General features: G+C 61.5%; 10 protein-coding genes. 1 reads left to right on the top strand and 9 read right to left on the bottom strand.

The window, feature by feature from the left end:
• Positions 1–94 precede the first annotated feature (94 nt).
• Positions 95–2527 carry a PSD1 and planctomycete cytochrome C domain-containing protein gene (locus H0921_RS11945; RefSeq protein WP_315851890.1) on the bottom strand — a complete coding sequence of 811 codons (2433 nt, stop codon included), beginning with the start codon at positions 2525–2527 and terminating at the stop codon, positions 95–97.
• Positions 2528–3443: 916 nt separating this feature from the next.
• Between H0921_RS11945 and rho the strand changes: the two genes are divergently transcribed.
• Entirely contained in the window at positions 3444–4997 is a 1554-nt protein-coding gene (gene rho, locus H0921_RS11950) for a transcription termination factor Rho (RefSeq protein WP_194538326.1), read from the top strand.
• A gap of 288 nt (positions 4998–5285) precedes the next feature.
• Here rho and H0921_RS11955 read toward each other — a convergent pair whose 3' ends face one another.
• From H0921_RS11955 to H0921_RS11990, 8 genes are all read right to left on the bottom strand, one after another.
• A complete protein-coding gene (locus tag H0921_RS11955; protein WP_194538328.1) occupies positions 5286–5627 on the bottom strand; it encodes a hypothetical protein in 342 nt (113 codons plus the stop codon).
• 140 nt (positions 5628–5767) lie between these two features.
• Positions 5768–7198, bottom strand: a complete 1431-nt coding sequence (locus tag H0921_RS11960; protein WP_194538330.1) for a cation:proton antiporter — start codon at positions 7196–7198, stop codon at positions 5768–5770.
• Positions 7199–7704: 506 nt separating this feature from the next.
• Positions 7705–8139: a hypothetical protein gene (locus H0921_RS11965; protein WP_228499498.1), complete on the bottom strand. Its 435-nt coding sequence runs from the start codon at positions 8137–8139 to the stop codon at positions 7705–7707.
• 282 nt (positions 8140–8421) lie between these two features.
• Positions 8422–9774: an ATP-dependent protease ATPase subunit HslU gene (gene hslU, locus H0921_RS11970; protein WP_194538372.1), complete on the bottom strand. Its 1353-nt coding sequence runs from the start codon at positions 9772–9774 to the stop codon at positions 8422–8424.
• 209 nt (positions 9775–9983) lie between these two features.
• Positions 9984–10541 carry an ATP-dependent protease subunit HslV gene (gene hslV / locus H0921_RS11975; RefSeq protein WP_194538332.1) on the bottom strand — a complete coding sequence of 186 codons (558 nt, stop codon included), beginning with the start codon at positions 10539–10541 and terminating at the stop codon, positions 9984–9986.
• A 232-nt stretch (positions 10542–10773) separates the two neighbouring features.
• A complete protein-coding gene (locus H0921_RS11980; RefSeq protein WP_194538334.1) occupies positions 10774–13248 on the bottom strand; it encodes a tetratricopeptide repeat-containing sulfotransferase family protein in 2475 nt (824 codons plus the stop codon).
• 7 nt (positions 13249–13255) lie between these two features.
• Positions 13256–18322, bottom strand: a complete 5067-nt coding sequence (locus tag H0921_RS18230; protein WP_194538336.1) for a beta strand repeat-containing protein — start codon at positions 18320–18322, stop codon at positions 13256–13258.
• 345 nt (positions 18323–18667) lie between these two features.
• The gene (locus H0921_RS11990) at positions 18668–20104 is read right to left on the bottom strand and encodes a BBP7 family outer membrane beta-barrel protein (RefSeq protein ID WP_194538337.1); all 1437 of its coding nucleotides are present in this window, start codon (positions 20102–20104) and stop codon (positions 18668–18670) included.
• Positions 20105–20507 lie beyond the last annotated feature (403 nt).

The raw sequence follows: 20507 nt of genomic DNA on the forward strand, positions 1-20507 counted from the left end.
TCTGAGCACATGCTCTGACACATCTCTGAGTCCATTCTCTTCAGGGGAACGATCCGCACTGTCTCTCGATGCTGTGCCGGCAACGCGTCCCAAGTCAACGCTTGAGGAACATCTCGTCGAGGTTGAGCAGGACGTTGGCCACGGTGGTCCAGGCAGCGGCTTCCACCGGATCGATCCCCGGCGGCAGAGGTCCCAAGGGGTCGGTGGCCAGCCGGGCAGCACGGGAGGGGTCTTTAGCAAAACCCTCACGGGCCTGCTGGTACAGCGTCACCAGGCGTTGCACTTCCGCATCCGTGGGCGGGCGAATGAGGCAGCGGCGGAAAGCATAAACCGCCTTCGCTTGGGGAGTAATCCCACCTTCCTGAATTGTCCGACGGGCCAGAGCTTGGGCCGCTTCGACATACACCGGATCATTCATAGTGACCAGCGCCTGCAACGGCGTATTTGTCTGTCCCCGGCGCACGGTGCAAACTTCCCGGTTGGGAGCATCGAACATCACCATGGACGGATAGGGATTGCTCCGCCTCCAGGTGGTGTATACCCCGCGGCGGTAGCGATCCTCTCCCGTGCTGGTTTCCCAATCGATACGTCCTCCGAAGGCAGCGGTAACGCCCAGGTTTGGCTGGGGCGGCTTGACCGACGGCCCGAACATCTTGGAGCTGAGCAGTCCTGCGGCAAAGAGGGCCTGATCCCGCACCATCTCCGCGGTCAGGCGCACCCGTGGTCCACGGGCGAGCAGGCGATTGTCCGGGTCCCGTTCATACAACTCCGGCGTCACCCGAACTGCCTGGCGATAGGTGCTGGAGGTCACCAGCAGCTTCAGGAAGCGCTTGATGTTCCAGTCCTTTTGCAACTCCAGGGCCAGCCAGTCCAGCAACTCCGGATGTACCGGCAATTCTCCCTGGATACCGAACTCCTCGCTGGTGCGGACAATCCCCACGCCAAAGATCTGCTCCCAGAACCGATTGGCGATGACGCGGGCCGTCAGGGGGTTGTCGGGGCTAAGGAGCCAGCGAGCGAAACCGAGGCGGTTTTTGGGCCACTGCGGGGAGAAGGGATGAAACACTGCCGGTGTCCCTTCGCTGACCGCTTCGCCGAGGTCCTGAAAATTACCTCGATGCTGGATGCGCGTGGTCCGCCGCCGGGAACCCTGCAACTCCTGGAGGATCGGCACCGTGGTCACCGGCCGGATTGCGTTGGCTTGCTTCTTGAGCGCTTCCAAGCGTTGCCGCTCGGCGGGAAGTTCGTCCGGCTTCTTCCCGCGCAACTGCTCCTCCAGCTTGCGGATCTGCTCCTGGAGGCTCCGCTTCTTCTGGAGCAACTCCTCAGTCCAGAACGGCAGAACTGGACTTTCGTCAGAACGGTCGGCATCAGCGGTGTTGTTGAAAAAGGCGAAAACCTGGAAGTATTCCTTTTGACTGATGGGGTCATACTTGTGCGTGTGGCATTGAGCGCAGCCGATGGACGTCGCCATCCAGACGGTGAAGGTCGTATTGACGCGATCCACCACGGCGACATTACGGAACTCTTCGTCGTTGGTCCCCCCTTCGTTGTTCGTCATCGTGTTGCGGTGGAAGGCGGTGGCCACCAGCATCTCCAGGGCCGGCGGAGGCAAGCGCCAGGCCTCGTCCAGATTCAGCGGCTGGCCTTTGGGAACATAACCTTCCTCTTCCAAAAGCAGGTCGCCGGCCAGTTGTTCCAGGGTGAAGCGGTCGAAGGGCTTGTTGGCGTTGAAACTGGCGATCACATAATCGCGGTATTTCCAGATGGTGCGGGGCGGATCATCGGCGTAACCGGCGCTGTCGGCGTAGCGGGCCAGGTCGAGCCAAAAGCGTGCCCAGTGTTCGCCATAGGCCGGCTTGGCCAGCAAGCGATCGACGTACCGCTCGTAAGCATCCGGGGCCGGATCACGCACGAAGGCCTCCGCCTCCTCCACACTCGGCGGCAGACCCGTCAGGTCCAGGGCCACCCGGCGGGCCAAGGCATAGCGGTCCGCCTCCGGCTGGGGAGTCAAACCTTCCTGTTGGAGGCGATACAGGATGAAGGCGTCAATCGGATTGCGAATCGGGAAGTGCGGCGGGGCTTGGACAGCGGGAAGGGGCGGCAGGACCGGCTTGCGATAGGCCCAATGCGGAGCGTAAGGGGCGCCTTGAGCAATCCACTGCCGCAAGATGTCGATCTCGCGCGGGCTGAGGCGCCGGCCCGTTTTGACCGGCGGCATCACCTCGTCCCCCTCCGAGCTGCTCACCCGCCGTAACAACTCGCTCTCCTGAGGCTTGCCCGGACTGAGCACCGCAACGGCTTCGTCCCGCAGGTCTAGCCGCAACCCGCCCTTGCGTGTCTTGTCGTCGGGACCATGACAGGCAAAACAGTTATTTGACAGAATGGGACGGACATCACGGATGTAATCCACCGCCGCCCCTCCAGAAGTCCGGCCCGCGGCGGATGCGGAAGAGGCAGGCGGATCACCGCCGGCTCGGCCAAGACCGCCTCCTGCCGCCAGGAGCCAACTGACCGCCGCAAGCACAACGCCATTCCTGAACCTGCGATTGACCGGAAGCCGTCGGGCTGTCATAGCTGCCTCGCTTTGAGTCGATCCGCGACTTCGATGATCCCGTCGCGGTCTTACCAGTGTGTCGAGGATACGCTGATTGCGATACTAGGGGGGAACATAAATGGCCGGCTCTGAGGCAACCGTGCCGGATCCGAGAGCCTTTGCCGTTCGGCGGATACTGTATATATAGCCGATGCCGTTGCTTCCTGGAAGCCGGAGGAATGGAAAACGCGAACCGCGGAATCACTCCGCCTCTCGCTGCGCCTTCTAGCGCGGTATGAGGCCGGAACATTCTGGCCAGCCCCTCGCTTGCGGAATGAAAGGTTGAGGATGGGTCAAGGTAAAGGAGAAGGGAAAGGAGTTGCGAGAAAAATACCCGCGTGTGTGAAAAGGAAAGAGAAGCCATGAGGAGAAGGAGACGAGTTTTTTCCAGGGTTCCAGGAAAATGTGCTTGACGCAGGCCGAGATGAGGGATAAGATTGGAACAAGGAAAGTCGCCCACAAACACATTCTGGCGTTGTCCCCCTGTGGGAGTAACGCATCTTGACTTCCCCACCGCAGTTGTGGCAAAGTGGCGTGCAGGACGAGGAGTGATGGGAAAAGGCCCTGTTCCGTTTGGCCTGAGCAGGTCCGCCCAACTCACGACGGTGAGGCAGGAGTCACACAAGTAGCCGTTCCGGGGCGGTTCCTCGGAAGCCCAAGACCGTGAGAACAGAGAGATCGCGTGACAAGCAACGTCGGACTCGGGGGCGGTTCCCCGAGCCTCCCTGTGGGGGAAGGGAAGGGAGAAGTCCCCCGTCCAGAGTGATGATGGACCGGTGTCCGTCATCATAACCAATCCCTGGATGATAGGTCTTTTGGTACCCCAACCTGAATGAGGAGTCTGATCATGCCCGACGCCAAAGGCGTCGAAGGGACGCCACCGCGCCCCTCTCTTTTGCGTGCTGCTGCTGCACGGCGTTTAGTTCGGAAGACGGCCGCTGCGGGCGAGTCCGCCCCGGCGGGGAGCACTCCAGCGCCGGCCCCGCCGCCTCCGACCCCGGCTGCCTTGGGAGCGCCTGCCACTCCGGCAACCGAAGCACGGACGGAGTCGGCGGCTGAGGCCCGCCCCACCAGCGACGCCCGCATTCCGGCGGAACCCCGTTCCCTGGAGCGGCCCGTCCGCGCCCCTTCCGGAGTGCCCTGCCGCCTGGATGACCTCTACCGCATGCCCATGCCCCAACTGTTCAAACTGGCGGAAAAAGAGGGCATCCACGAGCACTCCGGTATGAACCGGGCGCAGCTCATCGTCGCCATCGTCCGCCGGCAGATCGAACGAGGCGAGATCGTCCGCGGTTCCGGCACCTTGGAAGTCCTCCCGGACGGCTATGGCTTCCTCCGCTCTCAAGCCCACAACTACCTCGCCAGCCCGGAGGACATCTACGTTTCCCCCTCGCAGATCCGCCGCATGAGCCTGCGCACCGGCCTGGTCGTCGAAGGGCCGATCCGCCTGCCCATCGAAAACCAGGACAACTTCGCCATCATGCAGATCGAGCGGGTCAATGGTCGCAACCCCGATGAGATCGCCACCCTCACCAACTTTGAGGACCTCACCCCCCTCCACCCCAACCAGCGCCTGCGGCTGGAAACCACGCCCGACGAGCTGTCCATGCGCATCGTGGACCTCATCACCCCGATCGGCAAAGGACAGCGCGGCCTGATCGTGGCTCCGCCCCGCACCGGCAAAACCATCCTGCTCTCCAAGATGGCCAATGCCATCCTGAAAAATCACCCCGAATGCTACGTCTTCGTCCTGCTCGTGGATGAGCGGCCGGAGGAAGTCACCGAAATGCAACGCATGGTGCAAGGCACTAATGCGGAGGTGGTGGCCAGCACCTTCGACGAACCCGCCGAAGAACATATCCACGTCTCGGAAATCGTCCTCGAAAAAGCCAAGCGCATGGTGGAAATGAAGCAGGACGTCGTCATCCTGCTCGACTCGATCACCCGCTTGGCCCGTGCCCACAACACGGAAGCCGGACCCGGAGGCAAACTCCTCTCCGGCGGTCTGGACTCCAACGCCATGCAGAAGCCGAAACGCTTCTTCGGTGCCGCTCGCAACATCGAAGAAGGCGGCAGCCTGACCATTCTGGCCACCGCCCTCATCGACACCGGCTCCCGCATGGATGAAGTCATCTTCGAGGAGTTCAAAGGAACCGGAAACATGGAGTTGCACCTGGACCGCCGCCTCGTGGAAAAACGGGTCTATCCCGCCATCGATGTCAATCGGTCCGGCACCCGCAAGGAAGAACTCCTCCTCCACCCCGACGAACTGGAGAAAATCCGCATCCTCCGCCGCGTCCTTGCTGACATGCACCCCGTGGAGGCTATGGAACTCCTTGTCAACCGGGCCAAGAAAACCAAGTCTAACGCCGAGTTCCTTCTCTCGATGAATCTCGGCTGACCGGCCTGCTTCCGCCTCCACCGGTCGCCGGAGAACTGACCTTGGCTCCGGTGGCAATCGCTGTCTCCTCGCAGTCCCCCGTAGTAGTTGACGCTTCCGGCCGGCTCAGGGAACGCAACCCGACCGGCCCTATCGTCCATCTCCGTCCTATCGTTCGGGAAAAATCAGAACGGCCCCAGATCAGAGAGAGGAGGACGGGAAAAAGAAATGGCCCGGTGCAAAGGGCACCGAGCCGAAGGGGGACTAACCTATGCGCGTTTCAGGATGGCCTGATCCGAGGCGCCTCCCCTAGTTTCCTCCCTTCCCCTTCTTGCCGAAGGCGGGGAGCGTCACTTCGGTGATCGTCCCATCCTTGACCGTGACATCCAGCTTCGGGCCGCCCGCTTTTCCTTTGCCGGCCAGCTTCAAACGGCCTTCCAGGATTTTGAACGACCCCTCCTTGGTGTTTCCTTCTTTGTCCTTGAGGATCACCTTGACGTTCTCGGCGATCTTGTAGGTCACCTCCTTGTCCCCTTCCTTGACGACCACTTCCTTGGTTTCGGCATTGTAGCGGAGGACGATGACATCCACCGCATACGCCAGACCCGCCATCAGAAACACGCTCGCCGTCGCCAGAAACAACTTACGCATAGCCGCAAACTCCTTGGACAGGGGGGGGGCAGACAAACCGGAGGCGGAAACCTAACCGTCTCCGGGGTGGTCAATTTCTGACCTGCCGTGTTATCTAACCCGATCCGATGGCAGTGGAAACGGGTGAGTTGCTGTCTTCATCATTTTTTCATCATTGGGGGAACCTCGGAGACGGAGGTGATCGCCTCGGAGGCGGAGACGCTCGTGGCCGCGGCTGGAACGGATTGAGGCCGGAGCCAACCCGACGTCCGCAGGGGGGCTTCCCATTCCGTGCCGCGAGCCAGCAGGAGCACGAGCGGAGTCGTCAAAAGGGTCATGATCTCCGCCATGAGCACGAGGAGTGCGAAGAGACCGGGGGAGAGCGCCCCGACATCCCGCCCCATGCTGGCGACAACCAGTCCCATCAGGCCGCGGGTATTCATCAGCGACCCCATGAGGGCGGCTTCACGCCAGGATAAGCCCTGCCAGCGAGCGGCCAAGGTACAGGGAACCCACTTGACCAGGGCGGCGGCGGCCAACACTCCCAGGCACACCGGCCCACTCCAGACATCCAGCATCACGAAAACATCGGTTCGCAGCCCCGCATAAGCGAAAAAGATCGGCAGGAAAAAGCCTTGCGTCAGGGTGCGCAAACGGGCAGCGGCTTCCGCTGGGAAGCCGGGCACGCCGGCCAAAGCCACCCCCAGCGCAAACGCCCCAAACCAAGCATGGATGCCCATCCCACTCGCAGTGTAAGCGCTCAGCAACAGTAGAAGCAGCAGTACGGTCCAAACTGGCAGACTCAGCCGCCCTTCGCCGCGCTGCAACGCCCGACGCAGATATTTCCCTCCCCACGGACGAATGACGAACGCCATCACCAAGACGAAGGTTGCCAGGAATAGGAGCGATTGCCCGAAACCCATCCCGACTTCGCGGCGGTTGACCCAAGCCGTGATGCCCGCCAGGAGGCACCACATGGCTCCATCGGTGATCGCCGCGGACGCCAGCGCCAGGCGAGCTAGATGGGTCCCCAAAACCCCCAAGTCGATCAGTATGCGGGCGAGCACGGGCAGGGCGGTGATGGCAAATGCCGCCGCCACAAAGAGCACGGCGGGTGAAAGAAGCCCCTCTTCACCGATTGCCCCTTCTTCCCAAGCCAGGCCATAACCCACGGGAAGGCCCACCAACAGTGGTAGCAGAAGTCCGACCCCGGCAATGGCCACCGGCTGGCCCCAACCCCGGCGGAAATACCGGCCATCTACCTCTAAACCCACCAGAAACAGCAGAAAGATCAAACCCAAATGGGCGGTGAAGCCCAACACCTGCTCCACCAGTAGGGCCGATTGCTCCGGCGTCATCCCCGCCAAAGGGGGGCGAAACAAGGCGGCGAACAACTCCGGCTGCCAGCGTCCCAAAAGCGACGGACCCAAGGCCAAACCCGCCAGGAATTCCCCCACAACCGCGGGTTGCCCCAGCCGCCGTACCACCACCGCCGCTGCACGAGCTGCTACCAGAATCACCACAATCTGGAGCAGAACGGCCCGAACCAAGACTTCCCCATCCCCCACGGCGAACAGAGCCGCACCTCCCATCGAACCTCTCTCCCCTCCTGATTCCCGGACGATCAAACCCCTCAGAAACCTTATTCTCCAACAGACTGTAAGCCATCCCTAGAGAGCATCCCTGCCCCTGCCCAACGTTTCCCATCCCAACACGCTTCCAAACTTGTTTACCACTTCGGCACGACTGGCATTACGATCCCCAGCCCCTGTTCGATCTCCAGCCAGCGACACTATCCCTTCCTGGAGTCCGGAATCCCACCTTGCCTGGAGTAAGCCCCGAAGGAAATCCCTCCGTAAAAACCAGCTCATCCCGACCAGGGAATAGCCTTATCCCGGTGATGAGGGGACGAGATAGGCGCCGCCGTCATCGCACTGCCAGCAATAACGTCGGGGAATCAACAGGAAGGGACAGGCCTCTCCTCCGCCATCAGACACGTTTCCTCTTCCCCAAGGGAAAGAGGTACGGCATGAGGCATGGTGAACGCAGAATCTTGCGAGAAGGATTGTCCTGCGCAGTGCCATGCGTCGGAGATGGCTCACCGCCGGTGTCTTGAGGGGTCTTTGGATGATGCACGCTTCGCGGAGGCTTTCGAAGATTCATAAACCTGCTGCAAGTCTTCGAGATTGGCCTGACAGTAGGGACAACCGATGACCTCCAGATGGAAGCGGACATAATCGAGCAGCCGGGGGTCTCCTGTGTTTAGCAGGTAGCTACTTAAAACATCACGATCTGGGCAACTGACGCGGTAGCGCCGCCAGATGGCTCCCACGGTGTGCTCGCCGTTGTCCCGCCGCTGCATAATCTGCTGTAACTGCTGCCGCAAGCTCTCGGATTCCCGCAAAGCATTCTCCACCAGAATCATGTCCTTTTGGGGAAGTGCTTCGTCCAGATAGTCCCACAACATTTGCAAGGTGATATTCGGTGTCGTCCCACCTTGGGGGGAATCTGGCACGGGAGTGGAGGACATCATCCGCTTTCCCTCGTGGATGCCACAGCCATAGAGACCGGCGTAGCGTAGTTGATCCCAATATAATCCAACGACCAATTCCAGGGAATGGAAAGACTGCTTCAGAACGTCCGGTTCCCTCTCGGTTGAAATGATCGTCCTATCTGCTGGGGATGACAGCCTTGCGCGGTGGGAATGACAGCCCGCTCTGCCGCCGAGGAGCAAGGCCCTGGGCACTTCTAGGACCGGCGGTTGCATGGGAAAGGAAGAGGCGGCGGTTTCCTGGTTCGGAGGTCCCGGCCAGGTTCAGAGGATGTATTTGCTCAGGTCTTCTCGCTGGAGGATGTCAGCGAGGCGGCGGTGGACGAAGGCGGCGTCGATCACCACCTGTTTATCCGGCAGGTCGGGCGCTTCAAAGCTGATGTCTTCGACGACTTTTTCGAGCACGGTGTGGAGCCGCCGGGCACCGATATTCTGGTGGGTCCGGTTGACCTGATAAGCGATGTCGGCCAAGGCTTCAATGCCGTCCGGGGTGAAGGTCAGGTCCACGCCCTCGGTGCGGAGCAACTCAGCATACTGGCGGGTCAGGGCATGCTTCGGTTCGGTCAGGATGCGGACAAAGTCCTCCCGGCTCAGATCGCTCAATTCGACTCGGATGGGAAAGCGGCCTTGCAACTCCGGCATCAGATCGGAAGGTTTGGCCGTGTGGAAGGCCCCCGCGGCGACGAACAGGATATGGTCGGTGCGGATAGGACCATATTTGCTGTTGACTGTGGTGCCTTCGACGATCGGCAAGAGGTCTCGCTGGACTCCCTGGCGGGACACATCCGGCCCATGACTGCTTTGCGGACCGCAAATCTTGTCGATCTCGTCCAGAAAGACGATGCCGTGATTTTCGACGAGTTCCACGGTGCGTTCCGCGAGGGCGGCCCGATCAATGAGGGCTTCGGTTTCCTGTTCCAGGAGCACTTTGCGGGCCTCGCGGATCGGCATATCTTGGCTCACGGTATTGCGGGGCAGGACCTGCTCGAAGAGGTGGCGCAGGTCCGAGTCGAGATTGTCGATTCCCACGGCGGCGAAGATGGGCATCTCGGCTTTCTTGGGCACTTCTACCGTGACGATCCGATCCTCCAGCAAGCCGGCATCCAATTGGGCCGCCAGTTTTTCTCGGCTGCGGCTGATGCGCCGGCGCGGGGTAGTCTCCTCTGCTTCCTCCGGGTATTCCTCGCGGCGGCTGCTGGGCAGAAGCAGGTCCAAGAGTTTTTCGCGGACGCGCTTCTGAGCCTGTTCGCGTACCTGAGCATGCATCTGCTGCCGGACGATCACCGCACCTGCCTCGGCCAGGTCCCGGATGATGCTTTCCACGTCCCGCCCCACATATCCCACTTCGGTGAAGCGGGTGGCTTCCACTTTGACAAAGGGCGCTCCCACCAGTTGCGCCAGGCGGCGGGCGATCTCCGTCTTACCCACCCCGGTCGGACCGATGAGGATGATGTTTTTGGGAGTCACATCCTTGCGCAGGTCCGGCGGCAGTTGCTGCCGACGCCAGCGATTGCGAATGGCAATGGCGACCGCCCGCTTGGCAGCGTGCTGCCCGACAATGTACTTGTCCAACTCCGTGACGATCTGCCGGGGTGTCCAGGCCGGCGGCGCGAGCATTTCCCCTGCCTCGGTCTTACCAGAAGCAGGGAGATCAGCAGCAGACGGGGAAGAACTCAAAGTCGACATATCGATTTCCCTGGGCCATGCACGTGTGAAACGAATTCCCGATGGCAAGCACCTGTCAGGATCAAAGAGGCCGCGGCGGCTTTCTCTTCCTGATCCCCTGCGAGCGCTCGACCCTCCTCGATCCAAGCGCCGGGGAGCTGTCAGGTCAATTCCGCGACTTCGATCTGGCGGTTTGTATAGATACACAAATCGGCGGCAATTTCCAAGGAGCGGCGGACGATATCCACCGGCGGCAAGGAGGTATGGGCCAGCAAGGCGCGGGCGGCGGCCAGAGCATAGGGACCGCCGGAACCAATGGCCAAAACGTGGTCCGAGGGTTGGATCACATCGCCGGTGCCGCTGATCAGGAGCAGGTGCTCGCGGTCCATGACGATGAGCATCGCCTCCAGTCGGCGGAGGATGCGATCGGTCCGCCAATCGCGGGCCAGCTCCGTGGCCGCCCGCGGCACAGACCCCTGATGATCGCGCAGCTTGCTTTCAAAGCGTTCGAGGAGGGCGAATGCATCAGCCGCCGCGCCCGCGAAGCCGGCCAGCACCTTCCCGTCGTAAAGCCGTCGGACCTTCCGGGCATCCGCCTTCATCACCACATTCCCCAGCGTGACCTGCCCATCTCCCCCCAGCGCGGCACCCTGAGCTGTGCGCACCGCGAGGATGGTCGTCCCATGAAACCGCGGACTCCTCGATCTCCTCGCCCTCATGGCTTGTGTCCTTTCAACACGATCGATGAAACACTCCCAGCATGGCGACCCTGGACCGTTGATCGAGAGAACACTCCTCGCGTAGCGACCCCTTAGATTGTTCCTTCCGCAAGACCCGCCATGCGGATGCGTAACTGATCCTATTCCTCCCGTATCACCAGCTCCGGGGTACGCCCAGTTGACCCAGTTGCGGCTTTCGGAGTTCCCCGAAGTTATGTTACCAGAAACCACCCTAGAGAGATGACACCTTCAAGGCTCTTTCTCGCTGGCTCTGGCTCGTTTTCTTCCCTCTCCGCCTCAGACACAACCCCGGCCTCCAGACCAGGACAAGTCCACACGAGGAACAACGCCTGGAGGAAGCGGAAGGGAAGAACCAGGGAGTCGATCCAACATCAGGTAGGCTGCAATCTGGCCGCATCGAGAAAGGACGAGCCGCTGAAAGCTGCTGAACCGACGCCCTCCTCTCAGTTATCGGGCCGTTGTGAGACAGGGGGTGCGGAGTTAATCTGCTTCCCTTTTGAATTGCTCCAGCTTGCCTGGCCCAGGCGCAGGAGAAATTCGCCCAAGGAGGTATCCCGGTAATGCATCCAGCGCTGGCAGGAGTGTCGATAGACCGGTTGGCGGACTTGGACCAGGCTCGCGGTGCGGACGGGACGTTGATTGTCGTGGAAAGCCAAGCATTGGGGATGCCAATCGAGGCCGAGAAATCGAGCAGCCGTCGGGTAGCGCTTTCCAGGTCCTCTACCACCGCTTCGTAGTCGATTTCGAGAAGGGGGACGGGGAGCACGGCCCGCCAATGGTCCATAAGCCGGTGATGATCGCGAATGCGGGCGGCGATGTCCTCCAGATCGCACGCCCAGCGGATTTGCTTGAAATTGGTCAGCCAGCAGGAGAGGGCCACATCGCGGTCATCGCGGCGGACGTGGATAAAGCGGGCCTTGGGAAAGAGGGTGGCCAGCCAGCCGAGCCAGAGATAGTTGTCGGGCATTTTATCCACGAGGCGTTCCGCCGAAGGATGCAAGCGGCGCAAGCGGGCCAGATGCTCCTTAGCAGCCTGCAAGGCCGCAGCCCGTGTCAGATGGGGCAGGCCCATGAGCGGGGCTTCCGACCGCCCCAGCCACTGCGGCAGCAGGTCGATGACTTCCTTGGTAATCGTCAATTCCCCCCCGCCGTAGACCTGCGGATGGCTCGCCAGAATCTGCTCGATGAGTGTCGTGCCGGAGCGGGGCAGCCCGATGATGAAGACAGGCACGGGCGTCTCCAATCCCCATCCTTGAGTGCAGGCGAACCATTCGGGGGAAAAACAACGGATCAGGAAATCGACGAAGGCGGAATGTTCTTCCCGCTGATAGGTTTTTCCTTGGCGCGTCCAGACGAGTCGGCGGCAGGCATTGCCCCGCGCTGCATGCTCCGCCGCCCGGACATATTCCCCGCGTGCATCGTACACGTGGGCCAGGCCATGATGGAGCAAAGCGCGCCGCCAGTCCGAAAGGTGTTCGCGGGCCAAGAGGGCTTCCATAGCCGCCACATCTTCCGGCGGGAGGCGATCCCGTAATAGCGTGGCCAGGACGCTCCAGGCACCGGCATGTTCCGGATCGTGCTGAAGGGCGGCGCGGTAGTCGGCCCGTGCTCGTTCGAGTTGGCCCAACTCGGCGTACGCCGCCGCCCGGCTGACCAGCGTTTCGGCGTCAGTAGGCCGCAACCGCAAGGCGGCATCGAAATGCTCCAGCGCGTCGGCGAAATCGCCTTGTTCCAGGAGCACAGACCCCAAACCCTGCAAGGCTTCGACATGGTCCGGTTTGAGGGCCAGGGCTTTGCGATAATGCTCGGCAGCAGCGGCGTAGTTCTCCTGTTCCGCCAGGGCGCTCGCCCAGAAGGTCTCAAAGCGGGGGGAGGTGGGGTCCAACTCCACAGCGCGGGCATAACAGGCGATGGCCTGGGCCAGATGGCCTTGCTGTTGCAGGGCCTGGCCGAGATTGCCGTGAATCATAGCCACATCCGGCCGCAGAGCCAGGGCCTGGCGGTAGCAGTGGATTGCTTCCTCCAGCTTATCCTGGGCACGCAGGGCATTGCCGAGGTTGCTCCACGCTTCGGCCAGTTGGGGGTTGGCCTCCACCGCCTGGCGGAGATAGTGTTCCGCCTCCTCTTTGGCTCCCGCCTCCAGCAAGGCCTGGCCAAGATTGCTCAGGGCCAAGGGCAGGCGCGGGTCCGCCTCCACCGCCCGGCGGAAGGCCTCCAGGGCTTCTGGGGTACGCCCTTGTTCGCGCAGCACCGTGCCCAGATTGTTCCAGGCCAGGGCGAAGTCCGGCCGCACTTCCAGAGCGCGGCGGAAGGCCGCTTCCGCTTCGGTCCTGTTGCCCGCGGCTTGCCAGGCTAAGCCAAGATGGTTGTACCCTTCCGCCAGGGTGGGATCGAGATGCACCGCCCGCTGGGCTGCTTGCAATGCTGTGGTCAGATCGCCGCCGAGACGCGCTGCTTCCGACCAGTTGCTGAACACAACGGCCGATTGGGGCCGGCATTCGGCAGCGCGGGCCAGCCAGCGCATGGCTTGGCTGTAATCCCCCCGCTGATAGGCCAGCACGCCTAAGAGATGCAGAGCCTCCCCCTGCGCCGGCTCCTCGTCTAGGATGCGCCGGTAGAGCAGCTCCGCTTCATCCCACTGTCCTTGACGATGCAATGTCAGGGCACGATCCAGCAGTGTGTTCATCCTGATCTCACACCCCGGCGACGGAAATGCCATTGAGGACGAGAACGAAGGTATTGAACCCATCCTGCAGCGTGCCCGTCAAGGGATCGAGGATGCGGAGCTGTAAGCCGGGGCTAGCCGTCTGGATTCCGAGCAACAGGCGGTCATGGCCATCGAGGTTGACATCCACGCTGCCCACGCCGAAGGTTTGCACCCCCGTGGCAGCGGTGTAGCTAGCGATGACTGTACCGGCCGAATCATAGACCCGGACCTGGACGGTGTTCCCCACCTGGTAAGCCGCGCCGAACTCCTTGATCCCGTTGCCATCCGTGTCCACCGTGAAGACCTGCGTCGCTTGCGGCGGCGTGGTGAAGGGGACCAGGGTCGAGCCAAACTGGACAAGGTTCCCCGCGACGAACTGGTACACTTTGATCCGGCCCGCTCCGGAACCTCGGCCGACCACGATCTCGGCGGCGGCACTTCCGGTGATATTTCCCGCTGCGACGGTCACGCCTCCTGCATAATTATTCCCAAACGGGCGGATGATGGGAGCCAATAGAGCACCGGTGCGATCATACACTCCGACACGGGCTACGGCTCCCGGAAGGATCACCGGCGGTCCACTGGGGCTGCCCGTTGTGTTGCGGCCGATCGTCGCACCGGGCAAGGTCGAACCGGCTGTAGTGCCCACGATGATGTCCGCGAAACCGTCATTGTTGACGTCACCCGCCGCCACCGTCAGGCCCCCTTTGTAGCTGCCCAGGACCTTGATGTTGGCAATCGCAGGATTGGTCAAGCCCGTGGCTGGCGTGAGGAAGGTCGGCCAGGTACTGGGATCATTGAAATTGACCCCTGGCGTGATGACCGCCCCGCCGTCATAGACCCGGACACGGCCGTTGAAGGGACCCCGTGTCGCCACGATGACATCCTTGAGACCGTCCCCATTCACATCCGCCACCGCCACGCTGTAAACTCCGCGGTAGCCAGCTCCAAACGGCCGGAAATACTGGAGCACCGTACGCGTGCTGGGATTAATGATCCGGACAAACCCATTACCTGTGGAGGTCACCACAAACGGGACAGGAAGCAGTCCGCCCGGACTGGCCCCTTCGATCGCCCCAATGTCCGGCGCACCTCCAAAGGCCCGCGGGAAGCCGACACCCCGTTGATCCGTCCCTAGACTATCGGGGTTGGAACCCGCATTGTAGGCCACACTGCTGCCGAGGAAGGGATAGTATTTCGTACCATTGCTCGCTGTGGTCAAGGTCGCCCCTTGATTGATGGCCAGACTGCTGACTCCCACAATGTTGAAATTCACGCCATTGATGAAGGGGTGTCCCGCGTTCGTCTGGATCAGGTTGTGATTGCCAGCAATAGCCACACCAGCGTGGGTCAGATCGGCCTGTGGCGTCAGTGTGCTGCTGTTATTGGAGATCAAGGTGCTGATCAGTTGCAGGTCGCCGGCGTTGTAGATGCCGCCGCCTTCATCGAAGGCGATGTTGAAGGAAACCGTGGTATTGTGGACGTCGGCCACCGCCGTGGAGGCGATGTAAACTCCGCCGCCGTGAGAGGCGCCGACGATGGTGCTGGAGGAACCGCCAGCCCGTGCGACGTTGCCCCCCACGGTCGAGTTGGACAGGAGGGTATAGTCATTGGCCAGGTACACGCCGCCGCCGAGGACATCACCGCCTGTTCCCGGCAATCCTCCGCCCGTACCGCCGGTGCCACCGGCTCCGCCGCCGTTGAAGGCCAGGGTGTTCTGAGTAATGCTACTGCTGCGGATCAGGACATTGGCGGTACCCGCTGCGACGTAGAGGCCGCCGCCAGCTCGCACTCCACCAGCGCCGCCGTTGCCACCGATTCCTCCTGTCCCCGCTCCTGGGGCCCCGCCGCCTCCCCCAGCTCCCGAGCCAGCACTATTGCCGGCGCTGTTTCCCTCAATGCTGACGGTCTGCAAGGTGATGTCCCCGTCGAGGGTATACAATCCGCCGCCCTGGGCATTCCCGCCGCTGCCGCCCTGGCCGCCATTGCCCGGATTGGTCGTTGCTCCACCGGCTCCGCCGACTCCACCCGCTCCACCATTGCCGGAGTTCACGGCGTTGCTCCGGAGGGTCGCGGATTGAATGAGCAGGGTTCCGCCTTCAAAGTACACGCCGCCGCCTTGGCCATCGCCCCCTGCTCCGCCCGCTCCGCCGTTGCCGGAGTTCGAACCAGCGGTGCCCCCGGCGCTGCCGTTCCCGCCGTTGCCGCCTGTAGCGGTGTTATTCTGAATCAAAGCCTGACCGGTGATGGTTTGAGTAACCGCAGACGAGCTGAGGAAAACTCCTCCGCCAGCCGCCCAGCCACCGCCGCCGCCATCCCCACCTATCCCACCGAAACTGAGAGGACCAGAGGCCGTTCCTCCGGTGCCGCCATTGCCTCCCGTACCAGCGGTTGCCCTGTTGTTTTCAACCCGACTGCTGCCTTGCAGGACCAGAGACACTCCGCCGTCCAAGTAAAGGCCAGCGCCCAAAGCCCATCCACCCGTTCCTCCTGCACCTCCCGCGCCCCCATTAGCATTAGCGACCGTGCCGTTGCCTCCCGCTCCGCCATTCCCGCCATTGCCGGCTTGCACCTGGTTGTCGCTGATGACGGCGCTGCGGTCGAGCGTCATCGTTACCGATCCAGCCGCCACGTAGATGCCGCCGCCGTAGGCATGGCCGCCATCGCCCCCAGCACCACCGGTCCCAGCGGTGAGGCCGCTCGTTGCCGCCGTGGAACCAACGGCCCCATTCCCGCCACTGCCAGCGCGAGCCGTGTTGTTGTTGATGCGCGAGGAACGATCCACGGTCACGCTGCCATTGCCAGCGTAGATACCCCCTCCGAAGGCATCGCCTCCCGCGCCGCCTGATCCGCCGGTCCCTGTCGCATTGCCGCCGCGTCCCGCTTCCGCCAGGTTGTTGTTCACCCCCGAGTTGTCATCCACCGTTACGTTGCCGGCGCCAACATAAATACCGCCGCCGCGGGCCTCACCCCCCGCCGGACCATTCGGACCATTGGGGCTGTCCTGGCCGATAGCTTGATTGTCGATCACAAACGAACGGGCACGGACAGTCACATCCCCTGCGCTGACGTAGATGCCCCCGCCGTAGGCGTTGCTGCCGGAGGCGCTCAGTCCGCCGCTTCCCCCACCGGCTGCCCCGGTATTGCCCGTCGCCACGTTGCTTTGCACATACCCGCCGTTGTCGATCAATACATCCCCGTTGCTCACATAGATTCCGCCGCCGCGAGCATCGCCCGAAAAGCCAGCATTACTTCCTGTTCCGCCAATGCCACCCCGATCGGCAAACGCTATGTTGCTCACAATCCGCGAAGTAATGCCGATCAAAGTGCTAGTGCTGCCAACCACCGTGACATTCCCTGTGCCGACATACACGCCGCCGCCGTAGGCAACTCCGCCGATTCCTCCGGCCCCACCCGTTGCACCCGTTCCGCCCGGATTCCCTCCATTGCCCCCCGGTCCAGCATTGGCTTCGTTGTTCCGCACAATCGTATTGTTCCGGATCGTCACACTCCCCGCCGGCACATATAGTCCGCCGCCATAAGCACTCCCGCCATTGCCACCGGCACCACCATCACCCGATGATCCCCCACTGCCGGCGTTTCCGTTTCCGCCGCGGCCGCCAGAGCCGCCACGAGCGGCATTGCTCACGACCAAAGCGGAGCTTTCCAGCAAAATACTACCACTGGCGGTAAAGAGGCCGCCGCCCCGGGCCACGCCGGCATTTCCCCCCGCTCCACCCGCCCCGCCAGTACCCGAAGATGCTCCTCCTGCATTCCCGCCAGCTCCACCATTTCCCGCGGAGGCGACGTTAGTATTCGCATAAGCCGTTCCGCTCAAGGTAATGTCGCCGCTCGCCCAAATGGCACCGCCTCCGGCATTTCCTCCGATTCCGCCTACCCCACCGGCTCCGCCAGCTCCCAGCAGCGTGCCGCCGCCATTGCCGCCGTTGCCACCCGCTGCCGCAAAGGCACCATTGTTCTCCACCGAGGAAAACGACTCCACCCGCACACTTCCCGCTGCCGCATAAATCCCACCACCGGCTGCGGAACCGCCGTTGCCTCCCGCCCCCCCGTGGCCGCCACTTCCTGGAACTGAGACACTTCCCCCCGCTCCGCCATTCCCTCCCAGCCCCGCCGTCGCGGCATTGCTCAAGACCAAAGAAAATTGCCGGACAATGACATCCCCGGAAGCCGCATAGATGCCTCCCCCAAACGCCGAACCGCCATTACCTCCCGCCCCGCCATTGCCCGCCGTGCTGCCCGTATATCCCGCTCCACCATTTCCCCCCGCACCGCCCACAGCCCGGTTGTTCAAGATCTGCGAACTGTGAATGAGCACCGTGCCCGCCGACGAATAGATACCGCCTCCCAAAGCATTGCGGCCATTCCCTCCCGCTTGGCCATTCGGCGACGCCGACGTTCCCGCTGTGCCTGCTGCTCCTGCCGCCCCAAGGGCACTATTGCTGGCCACTACAGCATTCGTAAACGACACCGTTCCCCCATCATTGAGCACCCCTCCGCCCCAAGCATCGGTATCTCCCGGACTTACCGCCGCCGTGCCGTTATCAACCGCCCTTCCCCCGATGATCTCAACATTGTTGAAACGCACGATCACATTAGGACCCAAGATATGAAAAACCCGGTCTTGAACGGTTTGCTGAATCGTCGCTCGAACCGGTCCCAGCCCAATGATGGTGATCGTCTTCGTACCCGCCAGAAATCCCACATTCCGAATGTCCAGATCGCCATCGATGTTATCGTTGTCCTGACCCGTGGTATTTGCCCGTGTCAGTTGATAGAGTGCCCCGATTTGCAACTGAATCGTGTCCGTCGGGTCCGAACTGGTGTTAGCTTGCTGAATCGCCCAGCGCAAGCTGTTGACCGTGCCGTCCGATGCGGAAGGATCAGCGGTGAACACCGCAGGGGCCTGTCGGGATTCCAGCCATTCCAAACGGAGCACGCTTTCGAGCGCTGGGCTGCGGCGAATGGGGCGAACCGGTTGCATCCAACGTGTGACGGACTTCAGCCAACGGGACGGGATACGTCGGGTCATGGTGCCAACTCCTCGGTGTGTCACTAACGTTGTTGAGGGGGTAGAGTTTCCCAACTGCAACCCCCTAGTCCCCGTCACATCCCAAACGAGACCAGAGGGAAAGCACAGAACTCCATTTGTGAAGTATAACCCCTGTTGATCCTGATGAAAGAGGAAATCTAGAAAAAATAGATCGGCCAATCTGACCCCTCAACTTGACTTATCCTTATCCCTGCTTTCCTCTGAATTCTCCCTATCGGAATAACACTCTGGACTGGAGGCGGTTTCCATAAAAAAATAACAGGGGTTGCACGTCCACCCCTGCCTGGCTTCTCACCGAAACTCCATCCTTCATTCCAAATCCATTCAGTAATACAATTCCAGAGCAAAGTTAATCCCTTGCAGCCACACGCTTTCGCTCTTGAAGGTCACTGCCGGGAAAGCCCCGGGATTGCTGATGCCAAAGTTGGTATCCGTCGGCACCAAAGCGGGATTGACACGCCGGTCGATGCTGCTCGTGGGGCGGATGACATTATTCCAGTAGAGGGCGGAATACCCTGCGTGCAGCCGCACATACCGGGTGGGCAGGAAGACCATGCTCACCCCCAACTCCGGGATGACGCCGAACTCCGAGCGCTTGTGCACACCGATGTTCGAGGATTGGGCCAGAATACCACCCACCTCCGCGAAGCGCCCGACGGTGGTGTCCGCCACCGATATGCCTTCAATCTTCAAAGTTTGCTGGGTGACGCCCAACGCTACCTTGTAGTAACCCTGGAACGCCAGCCAATCATACCCCGACTGCCAGCGGAAGCGCCCCCCCAAATTCACACCGTTGAACTGGTTCATCGTCTTGAAGCGATCGAAATCGGTCACCGTATCGGGAGCACTAATCGTGGCACCGGCGAAGGTAATACTGCCTCCCGTCGGTTGCAAAAAGTCGAAGATCCGCAAGTCTTCCTCCAACTGCATCCGGCGATAACCCAGCAACCAATCCACATCCAAATACGGCGTTAACTTGACATTATAACGGGCATGGGTCTCATAACCGAATAATTGCTGCCGAGCATCAATCCTTGTATATCCGACAATATCGTTGGGTGTCGAAGTCCGGTAAGACCCCTCGGAATTGGTGAGGGTATCGAAGACAGGCCGGGCGATGAACGGCGCACCGTTGGCATCGGAAGATACCGTATAGCGTGTGTGTTGCGGCCAGAAGACAAATCCGCGGAACTCTACATACAAGCGATCATTGAGATTCACACCCAACTCAGCCGTCATACCATGGAGATTGCCAAAGCGGAACTGTTCATCCCCATAGAGAATGCGGGTGCCCGGCTGCCCCAAGGCTCCCGGTCGCAAGTCCGCTACGTCTCCTTGCGTCACCAGGGGAGTGGCCAGCTTCGGCCGCGTCAGCCAGCCCATCAGATAGCCCCCCGATATCCACACCGTCTCGGTCCCGAACGAGGACGGCGGATCCATCACTGCGGAGGACAGAGTCGCAAATGGTGACGCCATCATGCCACCATAGACGCCGTTGGGTAGCATTCCTGGAGCCGGTGCTGGCGCTGTGTCTTTGGCTCCGTTGACAGCCGGTTGTCCCACGGGAGCATCCCCCGCCATCCGCAGGGGTGCTGGCTCCGGCACCGCCGCTGTCGGAGTCACGGCGCTTGGAGCGACACCGCCTATCCCGCCTCCAGGCCGTACCACTGCATACCCAGGCTGGCCCGGCTGTGCGTACACCCATCCCCCACACGCCAGCATCGCCAGCCCCCACCCCATGGCTAAGACTTTGCGCATCATCGTCCCACCTGCTGGTCCGAGTTTCCCCATAAGGACTACGCTTCCGGGCAGTCTCTACCCTCTTATCGGCACGAAATGCCTCAAAATGGAGCGATTTTAGCGAAAAATACTGCTTCAACGACTATGCCGCTCGACTCGCCTGCCCTGACTGTTCGCTAATTTCCCCTTCCTCGGCACCCTATCCACTTCCCGAACTCGACACACTCTCCGCCGCTGACCCTAAACTCTGACCTCAACTCCGAGCGTGCATTGATCCTCTCTACAATCCTGTCACTGGTTCTGGAAATAGAATCCATGACACATAGCAGATGGCTCATAACTTTTCCTCTGGAATGGGAAAAGCTATGAGCCATCGAAGAGACGATGTTGGAGAATCTAGAGAACGGATATGAACCCCGTCACA

The sequence above is a fragment of the Thermogemmata fonticola genome (genome assembly GCF_013694095.1).
GTDB lineage: Bacteria > Planctomycetota > Planctomycetia > Gemmatales > Gemmataceae > Thermogemmata > Thermogemmata fonticola.